Source organism: Micrococcus sp. PSi08, assembly GCF_054960655.1.
Window position 1 is genome coordinate 1 of sequence record NZ_JBHNYP010000039.1, and the last position, 13,969, is coordinate 13,969.

Annotated in this window: 10 protein-coding genes, 2 tRNA genes and 1 pseudogene; 10 read left to right on the forward strand and 3 right to left on the reverse strand. The window is 74.6% G+C overall.

Annotation, left to right across the window (positions count from 1 at the left end; genetic code table 11):
• A pseudogene (locus ACFI33_RS11095) lies at positions 1-327 on the forward strand (malto-oligosyltrehalose synthase); the annotation flags it as partial.
• Complete coding sequence (treZ, locus tag ACFI33_RS11100) at positions 324-2,315, forward strand: malto-oligosyltrehalose trehalohydrolase (RefSeq protein WP_155933701.1); 1,992 nt, start codon at positions 324-326, stop codon at positions 2,313-2,315. The pseudogene ACFI33_RS11095 and the gene treZ, both read left to right, overlap by 4 nt.
• A 13-nt stretch (positions 2,316-2,328) precedes the next feature.
• Here treZ and ACFI33_RS11105 read toward each other — a convergent pair whose 3' ends face one another.
• Complete coding sequence (locus ACFI33_RS11105) at positions 2,329-3,630, reverse strand: DUF4032 domain-containing protein (RefSeq protein ID WP_127435509.1); 1,302 nt, start codon at positions 3,628-3,630, stop codon at positions 2,329-2,331.
• Between the two features lie 107 nt (positions 3,631-3,737).
• Here ACFI33_RS11105 and ACFI33_RS11110 point away from each other — a divergent pair, with 107 nt between their 5' ends.
• From ACFI33_RS11110 to ACFI33_RS11130, 5 genes are all read left to right on the forward strand, one after another.
• The gene (locus ACFI33_RS11110; RefSeq protein ID WP_127435508.1) at positions 3,738-4,610 is read left to right on the forward strand and encodes a DsbA family protein; all 873 of its coding nucleotides are present in this window, start codon (positions 3,738-3,740) and stop codon (positions 4,608-4,610) included.
• Positions 4,611-4,730: 120 nt separating this feature from the next.
• A tRNA-Thr gene (locus ACFI33_RS11115) sits at positions 4,731-4,807 on the forward strand.
• A 275-nt stretch (positions 4,808-5,082) separates the two neighbouring features.
• Positions 5,083-6,534, forward strand: a complete 1,452-nt coding sequence (locus ACFI33_RS11120; RefSeq protein ID WP_462624017.1) for a S8 family peptidase — start codon at positions 5,083-5,085, stop codon at positions 6,532-6,534.
• A 200-nt stretch (positions 6,535-6,734) separates the two neighbouring features.
• Positions 6,735-6,808: transfer RNA gene (locus ACFI33_RS11125), tRNA-Val, on the forward strand.
• 166 nt (positions 6,809-6,974) lie between these two features.
• Entirely contained in the window at positions 6,975-8,885 is a 1,911-nt protein-coding gene (locus ACFI33_RS11130; RefSeq protein ID WP_462624018.1) for a threonine/serine exporter family protein, read from the forward strand.
• 13 nt (positions 8,886-8,898) lie between these two features.
• Here ACFI33_RS11130 and ACFI33_RS11135 read toward each other — a convergent pair whose 3' ends face one another.
• Entirely contained in the window at positions 8,899-9,576 is a 678-nt protein-coding gene (locus ACFI33_RS11135; protein ID WP_078025820.1) for a uracil-DNA glycosylase, read from the reverse strand.
• Between the two features lie 36 nt (positions 9,577-9,612).
• Here ACFI33_RS11135 and ACFI33_RS11140 point away from each other — a divergent pair, with 36 nt between their 5' ends.
• From ACFI33_RS11140 to groL, 3 genes are all read left to right on the forward strand, one after another.
• Complete coding sequence (locus tag ACFI33_RS11140; protein WP_205805498.1) at positions 9,613-9,957, forward strand: DUF3263 domain-containing protein; 345 nt, start codon at positions 9,613-9,615, stop codon at positions 9,955-9,957.
• Between the two features lie 3 nt (positions 9,958-9,960).
• The gene (locus tag ACFI33_RS11145; protein WP_155933695.1) at positions 9,961-10,929 is read left to right on the forward strand and encodes a LytR C-terminal domain-containing protein; all 969 of its coding nucleotides are present in this window, start codon (positions 9,961-9,963) and stop codon (positions 10,927-10,929) included.
• A gap of 319 nt (positions 10,930-11,248) precedes the next feature.
• Entirely contained in the window at positions 11,249-12,889 is a 1,641-nt protein-coding gene (groL, locus tag ACFI33_RS11150) for a chaperonin GroEL (protein WP_010079421.1), read from the forward strand.
• A 110-nt stretch (positions 12,890-12,999) separates the two neighbouring features.
• Here groL and ACFI33_RS11155 read toward each other — a convergent pair whose 3' ends face one another.
• Positions 13,000-13,932, reverse strand: coding sequence for a DUF4031 domain-containing protein (locus ACFI33_RS11155; protein WP_158183516.1), 933 nt, complete (start codon positions 13,930-13,932; stop codon positions 13,000-13,002).
• Between the last annotated feature and the right edge of the window lie 37 nt (positions 13,933-13,969).

Consider the following 13,969-nt stretch of genomic DNA (forward strand, 5'->3'; position numbering starts at 1 on the left):
CCCCCCCGCCCCCGGCCCGAGCTGTTCACCGGCCACCGCCCGCTCGACGTCTCCGGGCCCGCCGCCGAGCACGCGATCGCGTTCGACCGGGGCGGGGCGCTCGCCGTGGCCACCCGCTGGCCCGTCCGCCTCGCGGCCGCCGGTGGCTGGGGCGAGACCGTCGTGACCGTGCCGGCCGGGCGGTGGGAGGACGCCGTCACCGGCCACCCCGTCCACCCGGACGCGCGCGGCGCCGTGCGCCTCGACGAACTGCTCAGCACCCTGCCCGTCGCGCTGCTCGTCCCGGCGCACGCCCCGTCCGACCGCCGAGAGAGGACTGCCCCGTGACCGAGCCCCGCCCGGCCGACGCCCCCGCCCCGGGCCTGCACCCGATCGGCTCCGACCCCGTGGACCCCGCCGCGGCGGAGCGGGCCGCCGTCGAGGCCGCGCGCGCCGTCCCCTATGCCGTGTGGGCGCCGCACGCCGAGAGCGTCGAGCTCGTCCTCGTCGACACCGAGCCCGGCGCCCTGCGCGACGCCGAGGACCGCTGGCCCGTCGCCGCCGTCGTGGCCATGGACCCCGCCGCCGGAGGCTGGTGGACGCCCACGGAGGACCCGCTGGCCGCCCTCGGCCTCGACGCCGCGCAACCGCCGGCCGACCCCGGCTACGGCTACCGCGTGGACGGGGCGGACCCCGTGCCGGACCCCCGCTCCCGCCGCCAGCCCGACACGGTCCACGGGCCCTCCCGCCGCGACGTCGCCGGCCGCTCCGTCGCGTGGCCGGACGAGGGCTGGGCCGGGCCGCCCGGGGTGGAGTCCGATCCGACCGTGCTCCAGGGCGGCGGCCTGCGCGGCGCCGTCCTGTACGAGCTGCACGTGGGCACCTTCACGGCCGAGGGGACCCTCGATGCCGCCATCGCCCGCCTGCCGCACCTGACGGACCTCGGGGTCACCCACGTCGAGCTGTTGCCCGTGAACTCCTTCTCCGGCCCGCGGAACTGGGGCTACGACGGGGTGGCGTGGTTCGCCGTCGACGAGTCCTACGGCGGCCCCGCCGCCTACCGTCGCTTCGTGGCCGCCGCCCACGCCGCCGGCCTCGGCGTGGTCCAGGACGTCGTGCACAACCACCTGGGCCCCTCCGGCAACTACCTGCCGGTGTTCGGGCCGTATCTGGGCCCGGGCGGCACCGGCTGGGGCGACGGCCTGAACCTGGACGGCGCCGACTCGGACGAGGTGCGCCGGTTCGTCCTGGACAACGTCCGCTTCTGGCTCGAGGAGATGCGTGTGGACGGGCTGCGCCTCGACGCGGTGCACGCCCTGCGGGACACCCGCGCCGTGCACCTGCTCGAGGAGATGGCCGCGCTCGCGGACGGGATCGCGGCCCGTGCCGGCCGACCCGTGCCCCTCCTGGCCGAGTCCGACCTCAACGACCCGCGTCTGGTGCTGCCCCGCCAGGCCGGCGGGCTCGGCCTCGCGGCGGCCTGGAACGACGACGTCCACCACGCCCTGCACGTGGCCGCGACGGGGGAGACCCACGGCTACTACGCGGACTTCGCCCCGCTGGAGGCGGTGGCCAAGGTCATGGAGCGCACCTACTTCCACGACGGCACCCGTTCCACCTTCCGAGGCCGCGATCACGGGCGCGCCGTGCCGGACGCCGTCCCGAACCATGCGTGGGTGGCCAGCATCCAGAACCATGACCAGGTGGGCAACCGTGCCGGCGGCGACCGCACCGCTGCCGCCCTGTCCGAGGGTGCGCTCGCGGCCGAGGCCGCCCTGCTGCTGACCGGCCCGCACGTGCCGATGCTCTTCATGGGGGAGGAGTTCGCGGCCTCGACGCCGTGGCCGTTCTTCACCTCGTTCCGCGAGCCCGAGCTCGGGGACGCCGTCCGGCAGGGACGACGCCGCGAGTTCGCCGCCCACGGCTGGGACCCGGCCGACGTCCCCGACCCGCAGGACCCCGCGACGCGGGACGCGGCGGTGCTGGACTGGGCGGAGGCCGCGGGCGGCACGGACGGCCAGGGCCGCGGGGTGCGCGTGCTCGCCGCCTACCGCACCCTGATCGGTCTGCGCCGCACGTTGCCCCAGCTCACCGACCCTCGCCGCGACCGCGTCCGGGCCGAGGTGGACGCGGCCCGGCGCCACGTGCGCCTCACCCGCGCCGGCGAGGACGCCGACGTCGTCCTGCTCGTCGCCCTCGGCGCGGAGCCGCTTCCCGTGCCCGCGGACCTGACGCGGGCGGAGCTGCTCGCCGGCCACGGCGACCACGGCCCGCTCGGCCCCGGCACGGTGCCGGCGGCGGTCCCGGCCCCCGGCTTCCTGCTCCTGCGCCGCTGAGCCGCGTCCGGCGTCAGTCCGCGTCCGCGGGTGGGACGGCGCGCAGCATGGTGGTCGTGGGGTGCAGTGCCACCGCGTCCTCGTCGCGGCGGGCCCGCAGCACCGTGTCCACGTAGGAGTCCACCGCCTCCTGCAGGGGCACGGCCTGGCCGCGGGCCTCGGAGAGGTACCAGCGGTGCTCGAGGAGCTGGTGCATCACCTCGGCGGGCTCGAGCTTGGCTCGCAGCTCAAGGGGCACCGAGCGGACCACGGGGTCGAACACCTCCACCACCCAGCGGTGCGCCGCAGCCTCGATGTCCATGTACGGGTCCCACTCCCGGCGGGCGGCCTCGATGTCCACGAGCAGCCGGCGGGCCTGGTTCTCCTGGACCTCGAGTCCCGTGAGGCGGGTCAGCCGACGGCGGTGGTAGCCCGCGTGGATCTCGACGGGTCGGGCGATCATCATCCCGGGGGCGTCGGCGGCGCGCAGTGAGTACTCGGCCAGCTCGAACCCGAGCTCCTGCAGGCGGCGGACGCGGCGGTCCAGGCGCCACGGCTCGGCGCGGGGGAACAGCAGAGGCTCGGTCAGCTCGTCCCACAGCCGTCGGTAGGACGCCACGAGCAGGTCCGGCGTGGTGACGGGGTCCACCTCCGGGTCCAGCAGCCCGCTGGCCTGCAGGTCCAGCAGCTCACCGCCCACGTTCACGGCGGCCACGTCCAGGTCGTGCTCGCGCTGGCCGGTGGACAGCCGCTCCCGCAGCTCGCCGGTCTCGGCGTCCACCAGGTGAGCGGCGAACCCGCCCGCGTCCCGCCGGAACAGGACGTTGGACAGGGAGACGTCACCCCAGAAGAACCCCTCGAGGTGCAGTTCCACGAGCAGCGTCGCCAGCGCGTCCATGAGCCGCACGAGGGTGCGGCGCTCGAGGCGCTCCGAGAACACGGCGCGGTACGGCAGGGAGAAGCGCAGGTGCCTGGTCACGAGGGCGGCGGGCAGGGGCGTGCCGTCGTCCTCCGTGCGTCCGGTGACCACGGCCACCGGCACCACCGACGGCGCCGGGCTCCGCTCGAGCCGGCGCAGCAGCCGGTACTCGTGGAACGCGAGTTCTTCAGTGGTCTCCTTCACCGCCACGATGCCCCCGCCCATCCGGGCGAAGCGCACCACGTGACGGGAGATGCCCCGCGGCAGGGCCGCCAGCACCTCACGCGGCCACATCTCGAGGGGGAGCGCCCAGGGCAGGGCGAGCAGAGACGTCGCCGGGTCCTCGGTCGCGTCCCCCGACGGGGCGCCCGTGATGGTCAGTCGATCGACGGGGGAGGGGGTCTCGGCGGTGTCCATGGTCACGATCCTTTCAGACAGGGCCGCTATGCTCGCCTGGCGCGGCGCGCCCGCTGCCCGCCGGCTCCGGTGCTCGACCCGGACCGACTGCCCCACGAGGAGGACCCTTGGCCCGGAACACGTCAGGCTCGCACACCTCGGCGACGGACGCTCGTGCGCGTGCCCGCCAGATCCAGGAGGAGCAGCGCAGGAAGGACAGTCGCCGCCGCACCGGCGTCATCTGGGGCTCGGTCCTCGCGGTGGTGCTCGTGATCGGCCTCGTCGTCGCGTTCGTGCTCAACCGCAACGGCGACGACGCCGCCACCGCCGGCCCCATCCCCGCCGTGGCGAACGAGGAGGGCGGCATCGAGTTGACCTCGGCCACGGCCCTGGCGGAGGGCGCGGGAGAACGCGAGGTCGACCCCTCGACGATCGAGGTGCCGAAGCAGGCCGCGAGCTCTCAGCCCGAGACCCTGCCGAACACCGAGGCCCGTGGTGATGGTGAGCCGACGCGGATCGTGCTCTACGAGGACTTCAACTGCGTGCACTGCGCGGACTTCGAGTCCACCAACGGGGACCAGATCGAGCAGTGGCTCGAGCAGGGCGAGGTCACGGTCGAGTACCGGATGGTGGACTACCTGAGCGCCCCGAACAACCAGAACTACTCGGCCCGCGCCGCCAACGCCGCGTACTGTGTGGCGGACCAGAAGCCCGAGGCCTACAACGGCTTCGTGTCCGCCCTGTTCGCCGCCTACGACGAGCACCAGGGCAAGGGCCTGGACAACGCGGCGATCACGCAGCTCGCGCAGGAGCACGGCGCGGACATCGCCTCCTGCGTCGAGGACGGCACGTTCCGCTCCGCGGTCGAGCACACCACCCGCCAGGCGCGCGTCGCCGGCGTGGCCGGCACCCCCACCGTGTTCGTGGACGGGAAGAACTGGGCCCTCGACGGCGAGGACAAGACCTTCATCGAATGGGCGGGCGCCAAGATCGCCGGCTGACCCGGCTGACCCGTCGCCGAGGTCCGCGGGGCGTCCCCACGCAGGGGGCGCCCCGCGCCGTCCGCCCGGGCCTTGTACGCTGGGAGGGTCGGCCGCGGCGCCCCCGGGCGCCGGCCGCAGGCCTCCTTAGCTCAGCTGGCCAGAGCAGCTGCCTTGTAAACAGCAGGTCGCCGGTTCGAATCCGGCAGGGGGCTCCACCCCACCGCGGGCCCGACGGCGCCGCGCACCTCCGCCGGGAGGGCGCGGCGCCGTCGTCGTGTCCGGCGCGGGCCGACGCTGGGGTGCCGCTGTGCGCGCCCCGACCATCCGCCCGGCCCGGCTGGCGGAACCGCGAGAGATGCCTCGACCATCCGCCAGACTTCGGCCCGCGGCCTCGCCGTGACGGAATCGTGACCCTACCGTGAGCTCAGTCACCCTGGCCCGAGCCCCTCGGGCGCCCGCATCCGGTGACCCAGAACTCCGAGGAGATCCCGTGCAGTCCTCCACACCCCGCAGCACCCGCCGCCGCATCGGCGCCCTCGTGGCCGGCGCCGTCCTCGCCGGCGGGACCCTGACCTCGTCCCCCGCGCTCGCGGCCCCCTCCGGCGGCGCCCCCGCCGCACCCGCAGCCAGCCCGACCGCCGCCTCACCCCTGGCGGCGGCGCAGGCCGAGGACCCGAACGCCGACGGCTACGACTCCTTCATCGTCACCTACAAGGAGACCGCCGCCAATGCCCACGCGAAGGGCCGCGCGAACGCCTGGGGCAAGGCCGCGAAGGAGGCCGGAGTCTCCGTGAAGGAGCTGCGTGAGACCGCGCTCGGCTCCCGCGTGATCACGGCGGACCGCAAGCTGGATCAGGCCGAGTCCGCGAAGTTCATGGCCGACCTGAAGGCCTCCGGGGCGGTCGAGGCCGTGGAGCCGGACGCCATCCTCACCGCCACCGGCCTGAGCCCCGTGGACGCCCTCTACTCGCAGCAGTGGGGCTTCACCGGCAGCCACGGCATGCGGGTCCCCGGGGCGTGGGATCGCACGACGGGCTCCGGTGCGACCGTGGCCGTCATCGACACCGGCATCACCTCCCACCCGGATCTCGACCGCAACGTCGTGCCCGGCTACGACTTCATCTCCGACAGCGCGGCGGCGCGCGACGGCGGTGGCCGCGACTCCAATCCGCGTGACGAGGGCGACTGGTACGCCGCCGGCGAGTGCGGCACCGCCGGTGCCTCCGACTCCTCGTGGCACGGCACCCACGTGGCGGGCACCGTCGCGGCCGTGGCCGACTCCCAGGGCGTCGTCGGTGTGGCGCCGAACGCGAAGGTCCAGCCGATCCGCGTGCTCGGCAAGTGCGGCGGCTCGCTGTCCGACATCGCCGACGCGGTCGTGTGGGCTGCCGGCGGCACGGTGGCGGGCGTGCCGGCCAACCCGAACCCGGCGGACGTCATCAACATGTCCCTCGGTGGCTCCGGCATGTGCGGCACCACCTACCAGAACGCGATCAACGCGGCCGTCTCCCGCGGCGTGCCCGTCGTCGTGGCCGCGGGCAACGAGAACCAGCCCGCCGCCAATGTGCGCCCGGCCAACTGCCAGAACACCGTCGTGGTGGCCGCCTCCACCTCGCAGGGCGCCCGCGCCTCGTTCTCGAACTACGGCTCCGCCGTGGACGTGACCGCTCCGGGGGCGAACATCATCTCGACCGTGAACAACGGCGCCACCACCCCGACGACGGCCGGCCACGCCGCCTACAACGGCACCTCGATGGCCACCCCGCACGTCGCGGGCCTGGCCGCCCTGCTGCTGGCCGAGCAGCCGAGCCTCACCCCGGCCCAGGTCGAGTCCACCCTCACGTCCACGGCCCGGTCCATGCCGGTGACCTGCTACGCAGGCTGCGGCGCCGGTCTGGCGGACGCCACCAGGGCGGTCTCCTCCCTCGGCGGCAGCTCCTGACCGGGGCCCGCTCCGGGCGCCGGGGCCTCGTTGGTCGCCCAGGGCGGTTTCGAGCCCGGCGCCACGCTGACCGACGCCTGACGTGCTCGTCGGCTCTCGACGGCCGCTCCGCCGTGCGCGGGGCGGCCGTCGCCCGGGTGGACAGGCGACGCCGCCTGAGGTATCGTTCTTCGAGTTGTCACCCCCATGGGGCGACGCCCGGATCTTTAGCTCAGTTGGTTAGAGCGTTCGCTTCACACGCGAGAGGTCGCTGGTTCGAGTCCAGTAAGATCCACCGCAGCAGGGCCCTCCTCCGGGAGGGCCCTTTCGCATCCCCGGGCCGCGGTGCCGAAGGCCCCGGCGGGGGAGGTGTCGGCGTGGTTGGATGGACGCGTCGGCGGGGCTCGGCCCACCGCCGTGGCGCGTCCAGCGCCCGCATACGGAAGGAGAGGGTGAGCCGCATGGAGCAGGAGGGCACCCAGGAGCCGGCGCGGTTCGACCCCCGCATCGCGGAGCCCCCGGCCGTCCCCACGCTCATCCCCGTGCTGCGCCCGGCCGGCGCCGAGGACGCCGCCGCTGTCGGCGACCTCGCGATCGACCCGGAGGACCCCGGCCTGCTCGACCTCGACCCGGCGGAGTCGGCCCACCCGGCCGCGGCCGCGGTCGCCGTCGAGCCGACGGAGCCGCTGCCGCCCGTGGTCCGCCCCGCCGCCGCCGATCCGGAGCCGGAGCCGGAGGAGCCGGCAGAGCCGGAGGCGGAGACGCTGCCGGAACCGGCCGCGGACGCGCCCCTGACCGAGCCGCCGCTGTCCGAGCAGGTGCCCACCTCCGTCCTGGCCCCCGCGGACGCCGACGGCGCCCTGCCCGCTCCGGACGTGATCCCCGCGCCGGACATCACCGTCCCGGACCCGGTGGTCCCCGTGGGCCCGCCCGAGAAGCGCGGGCGTCGGCGGGGCCGGCGCTCCCGTGAGGTCTTCGTCGAGAACCTGCCGACGCAGGCGCTCGTGCTGGCCGACCGCCCGCACTCCTCGCCGTATGGGCGCCGCATGCGCTCCACGCTGCAGCAGCGTCGCGCGGAGGCGCAGGCCCTCGAGGCCCGCACCACCCTGGACTTCGCGCTCAAGCTGGGCGAGACGATGTTCAGCTTCGGCGCGGCCTCGCTGGACGTGGAGACCTCGATCATCGTGGCCACGCAGGCCTACGGGATCCTCGAGACCGAGGTGGACCTGACCAACCAGTCCATCTCCCTGAACTACGCGCCCGACTCCTCACGCGGCGAGGCCCCGTTCACCCTCCAGCGGGTGGTCCGCTCGTCCTCGGTGAACTTCGAGGGGCTCGTGGCCGTCCACCGGCTCGTCGAGGAGATCGCCGCGGGCGAGGTGGACCGGGCCGAGGCCCAGCGCCGGCTCGTGGAGATCCGGCATCAGCCCAAGCCGTTCCCCGCCGTCTTCGAGGTCCTCTTCTCCGGCGTGTTCGTGGCCTGCTTCGTGCCGTTCATCGGCGGGACCTGGACGGGCGCGGCCCTGGGCATGGTCTCCACCTGGCTGGTCTTCTGGCTCAAGGTCCAGGCGGACAAGGCGCGCTTCCCGGAGATCTTCTCCACGATGTTCGGGGCGATCACGGCCACGGTGATCGCGCTGATGGCCCACGCCCTCGACCTGCCGGTCAACCCGGCGCTGGTGATCGCCGGCGGCATCATGATGCTCCTGCCCACGGCGAGGTTCGTCACCGCGGTGCAGGACGCCATCCACGGCTTCCCGGTGACCGCCGCGGGCCGCTTCCTCTCCGCGCTGCTCGTGTTCGCCGGCGTGATGGCCGGGATCATGATCGCCGTGGGCATAGGGGATCTCCTGGGATTCGAACAGCTGGACCTGGCCGAGGCGGGGACGCTGAGCTATCCGCCGCTGCTGCTGCTGGGCCTCGTGATGGCCGCGGGCATGGCGGACGCGGTGGTGGAGCAGTCGCGGTGGCCGCAGATCCTGGCCTGCGGTCTCGTGTCCGGGGCCGGCTTCGGCGCGTACCTGGCCGCGCAGCAGGTCGGGGTCAGCGACCGGCTGGTGCCCGCGGTCGCCGCGGCGGCGGTCGGGTTCCTCGGCCGCCTGGTGGCCCAGCGGCTCGCAGCCCCGGCGCTCGTGATCGTCCTGCCGTCCATGCTGTTCCTGCTTCCCGGACTCACCATGTTCCGGTCCGTCTACGGGTTCACCGTGGAGACCGGGGCCACGCTGCTGGGCGTCGAGGGACTGTTCAACGCCGCGGTCATCGTCGTGGCGATCGCGGCCGGCGTCGCCTTCGGCAACACCCTGGCCAAGCCGATCACCGACCGGATGGGCACGCTGCTGCCCACCGAGCTCGTGATGCACCAGCGCGGCTGACCGGCGGCCCGGCTCAGTCGGGCAGGCGCCAGTCCACCGGGGCCGCGCCGGCCGCCTCGAGGAGCCGGTTCACCCGGCTGAACGGCCGGGAGCCGAAGAACCCGCGGTGGGCGCTCAGGGGCGAGGGATGCGGGGACTCCACGACGCCGGCCCCCGCCGCCGTCAGCAGCGGCGCCATGCGCCGCGCGTCGGCTCCCCACAGCAGCCCCACGAGCGGGGTGCCGCGCGCGCAGAGGGCCCGCACCGCGGCCTCCGTGATCTGCTCCCAGCCGAGGCCGCGGTGGCTGCCGGGTGCGCCGGCCCGCACGCTGAGGGCGCGGTTCAGCAGCAGCACGCCCTGGTCCGTCCACGCGGAGAGGTCGCCGTGGGCGGGCGGGGTGATGCCGAGGTCGTCGTGCAGCTCCCGGTGGATGTTGGCCAGGGAGCGGGGCAGCGGCCTCACGTGGCGGTCCACCGCGAAGCTCAGGCCGATCGGATGGCCCGGCGTCGGGTAGGGGTCCTGGCCCAGCACGAGGACGCGGACGTCCGCGAACGACTGGCGGAACGCCCGCAGGATGTGCTCCGGTGCGGGCAGCACCTGCTCTCCGCCCGCCCGGCGGGCCCGCAGCCGCTCGCCGACCTGCTCGAACGCGGCGGCCTGCGGGGCGAGGGCCGCCTCCCAGCCCGGATCCAGGGGCGCGATGAACTCCATGCCCCGAGGGTAGACCGGGTGGGTACAGTGGCCGCCATGTCCCACCCCACGCCCGTCTCGCCCGATCCGGCCCCGGACGAGGGTGCCCGCGCGCGGGCGCGGCGGGACGAGCTGACGGACCTGGAGCGTGCGGTCCTGGACCTGGAGGCCGCCACCTGGCGGTACGGCGGGGCCAAGGACCACGCCGTCCGTGAGCGTCTGGGGCTGTCTCCGACCGCCTATTATCAGGTGTTGAACGGATTGCTGGACCGTGAGGCCGCCCTGGCCTACCGACCCCTGCTGGTCACGCGGCTGCTGCGCAAGCGCGGCACCCGCAGCCGGGCCCGGAGGGGGCCCGCGGATCCGGCGCCGTCCACGCCCGCTTCCCGCCAGGAGAACTGACCCATGGCCTACCAGCCCGACCGCTTCGACGAGGTCCCCGAGTACACGGACCAGCGCGGCGCGCACCGCGAGTCCTTCGCCGTCGCCGGCGCGACCGCCACGGGCGGGGGTCGCCGCCTGAGCCCGCTGCTCTGGGTGGCCGGCCTCGTCCTGCTCGCCGGCCTGTTCGTGGGCGTCGTCCTGCCGTGGCTCACCGGCGACCGCTCCGAGCCCGTCGCCGCCGAGAGCTCGACGACGGCCCCGGCTGCCGCGCCGTCGACGTCGGCGTCGTCCGTGTCCTCCTCGGCGTCCTCCGCGTCGGCGTCGACTGCGTCCGCGACCGAGTCCGCCACCCCGTCCGAGGACGCGGCGGAGGCGTCCCGTTCCGCGGCCGCGGCCGAGTCCTCGCGGGCGGCGCAGGAGGCGGCTGCCGCCGAGGCCGCCGAGTCGTCCCAGGCTGCCGCGTCGTCCCGGGCCGCCGCGGAGGCACAGGCGGCGGAGGCCTCGCGTTCCGAAGCCGCCGCGCAGTCCGCCGAGGCGTCTCGGTCGGCGGCCGCCCAGGCGGCGGAGTCCTCGCACGCCGCCGCGTCCCGTTCGGCCGCCGAGGCGTCCCGTTCCGCCGCCGCGGCGGAGGCCTCGCGCTCGCAGGCCGCGGCCGCGTCGAGCTCCCGTGCGGCCGCACAGTCCGCAGCCGCGTCGAGCTCTCGTGCGGCCGCACAGTCCTCGGCCGTGCGCGGCACCCACGTCACCGTGTACAACGCGACCCGCTCCCAGGGACTCGCCGCCTCCTACGCGCAGCGGCTCAGGAGCGCCGGCTACACCTCGGTGGACGCGAAGAACTGGAGCGGCTACGGCATCCAGTCCTCCACCGTCCTGTACAACGGCTCGGCCAACAAGGCCGCCGCCGAGGCGGTCGGCAAGGAGCTCGGCTTCCCGGTCATGCAGACCCCGAACCTGCAGGTGAACGGCGTCGCGGTGGTCGTCACCGGCTGATCCGCCCGTCGCGCGGCCGTGCCGGCCGCGCACCGCTCACGGCCCCCGGCGGGGCGCCTCCCGAGGCGTGCTGCCGGGGGCCGTCCGCCGTCCGCGGAAGGGCTGGCTCCCGCACCGCGGACCCTTTGCACTCTCCCGGTGCGAGTGCTCATAATGGGGTTAGCACTCCGAAGGCGCGACTGCCAGCCGTACCCCGGTCGGCCCGGCGCCGTGGAGGAGGACCTGTCCACCGGTGAGGCCCCCAGGGGCCGTCCGTCGCGGGCACCGGCGCGGGTCAGCCACCAGCAGTAGGAAGCCGACGTCCAGAAAGGACCTGCACATGGCCAAGACCATCGCATTCGACGAAGAGGCCCGCCGCGGCCTGGAGAAGGGTCTGAACACCCTGGCCGACGCCGTGAAGGTGACCCTCGGCCCCCGCGGCCGCAACGTGGTGCTGGAGAAGAAGTGGGGCGCCCCCACCATCACCAACGACGGCGTCTCCATCGCCAAGGAGATCGAGCTCGAGGACCCGTACGAGAAGATCGGCGCGGAGCTCGTCAAGGAGGTCGCCAAGAAGACCGACGACGTCGCCGGCGACGGCACCACCACCGCCACCGTGCTGGCCCAGGCGCTGGTCCGCGAAGGCCTGCGCAACGTGGCTGCGGGCGCCGACCCGCTGTCCCTGAAGCGCGGCATCGAGAAGGCCGTGGAGGCCGTCACCTCCGAGCTGCTCTCCGCCGCCCGCGAGATCGAGACCAAGGACCAGATCGCGGCCACCGCCTCGATCTCCGCCGCGGACAAGCAGATCGGCTCCCTCATCGCCGAGGCCCTGGACAAGGTCGGCAAGGAGGGCGTCATCACCGTCGAGGAGTCCAACACCTTCGGCCTCGAGCTCGAGCTCACCGAGGGCATGCGCTTCGACAAGGGCTACATCTCCGGTTACTTCGTGACCGACGCGGACCGCCAGGAGGCCGTCCTCGAGGATCCCTACATCCTCATCGTCAACTCGAAGATCTCCTCCGTGAAGGACATGGTGGCGATCCTCGAGAAGGTCATGCAGTCGGGCAAGCCGCTGCTGATCATCGCCGAAGACGTCGAGGGCGAGGCCCTGGCCACCCTCGTGGTCAACAAGATCCGCGGCACCTTCAAGTCCGTGGCCGTGAAGGCCCCGGGCTTCGGTGACCGCCGCAAGGCCATGCTCGCCGACATCGCCATCCTCACCGGCGGCCAGGTCATCTCCTCCGAGGTGGGCCTGTCCCTGGAGAACGCGACCCTCGACCTGCTGGGCACCGCCCGCAAGGTGGTCGTCACCAAGGACGAGACCACCATCGTGGAGGGTGGCGGCGACGCCGAGCAGATCGCCGGCCGCGTGGCCCAGATCCGCTCCGAGATCGAGAACACCGACTCGGACTACGATCGCGAGAAGCTGCAGGAGCGCCTCGCCAAGCTGGCCGGCGGCGTGGCCGTCATCAAGGCCGGCGCGGCCACCGAGGTGGAGCTCAAGGAGCGCAAGCACCGCATCGAGGACGCCGTGCGCAACGCCAAGGCCGCCGTGGAGGAGGGCATCGTCGCCGGCGGCGGCGTGGCCCTGATCCAGGCCGGCGCCAAGGCGTTCGGCGGCCTGCAGCTCGAGGGCGACGAGGCCACCGGCGCGAACATCGTGAAGGTCGCCATCGAGGCCCCGCTGAAGCAGATCGCCTTCAACGCCGGCCTGGAGCCCGGCGTCGTGGCGGACAAGGTCAAGACCCTCGACGACGGCCACGGCCTGAACGCCGCCACCGGCGAGTACGAGGACCTGCTGGCCGCCGGCATCAACGACCCGGTGAAGGTGACCCGCTCGGCCCTGCAGAACGCCGCGTCCATCGCGGGCCTGTTCCTGACCACCGAGGCCGTCGTCGCGGACAAGCCCGAGAAGGCCGCCGCCGGCGCCGAGGGCATGGACCCGATGGGCGGCATGGGCGGCATGGGCGGCATGATGTGATCAGCCGCTGAGCCGGCCCGGCCCGTTCGGGCGCCCAGCCTGCGAGGCCCGTCTCCCCGTCCGGGGAGGCGGGCCTCGCCGCGTCCGGGGCCAGCACCGGGGCGCCCCGCTCAGGCCGACAGCGCGGCTCGTTCCGCCGCCAGGTTGCGGCGGGCGGCGGCCTCCCAGCGTGCTCGGCCGGGCGCGGTCCGATACAGCCGCCCGGCGTCCAGCAGGGCGTCCAGCACCGCGCCGCGACCGCGGGCCCAGTCCGCGTCGGACACGTGCGCGTAGTCCCGCCGCACCGCGGCCACGTAGCGGGCGTAGGCCTCGGGGGAGCGGCCGAGGACCTCGAGGTCCGCGTCCGAGAGCACCGCCCCGGCCGCGTCGTGCGGGGCGGGGTCGTGGGCGGCGGTGAGCAGCACGAGGCGTGCCACCTCGTCGACGACGTCGGCCGGCACGGCCAGCCGCGGATCGGTGAGCACGTCCCGGGCCAGGGCGGCCGAGTCCGCCTCGTCCTGGCCGGCGGGCGCGGTGGGGTCCCCGGCGTAGACGGCGTCGTGGAACCACGCGGCCAGGCGGACCGCACGCGGATCCGGCCCGGTCTCCGCCCCCGCCCGCTCGAGCAGGTCCACGGACTCGAGCACCGCGAGCAGGTGGGCCGGGTCGTGGTAGTGCCGATGCGGCTCCGCCCAGCGGGCCAGCAGGTCGCGTCCCGCCGTCGTCACCGCATCCGGGCTCGCCGCCGTGCCCTCGAACAGCCGCGCCCAGCGCCGGGCGAGGACGACGTCCCGCTTCTCGGCGCGGCTCCGGGCGGGCACGCGCAGCCCCGAGGCGGCGAGCCGACGCACCAGCTCCCGTCCGGTGACGGGCACCGCCCCGCGGGCCACGAGCTCGGCACGTCGGTGCGCGGGCACGTCGTAGTGGTCCCGGTCGAAGGCCCGCTCCGAGAGCCCTGCTGCCCGCGCGAACGCGTGGAGCTCCTCGAGGGAGGCGTCGGAGACGAGGTGGGAGAACACGGTGCCGTGGGCGGGCCACGCGGGCGGGTCGATCAGGACGGTCATGCCTCCACTCTAGGAAGCACGGACCGGGGGGGGGGGG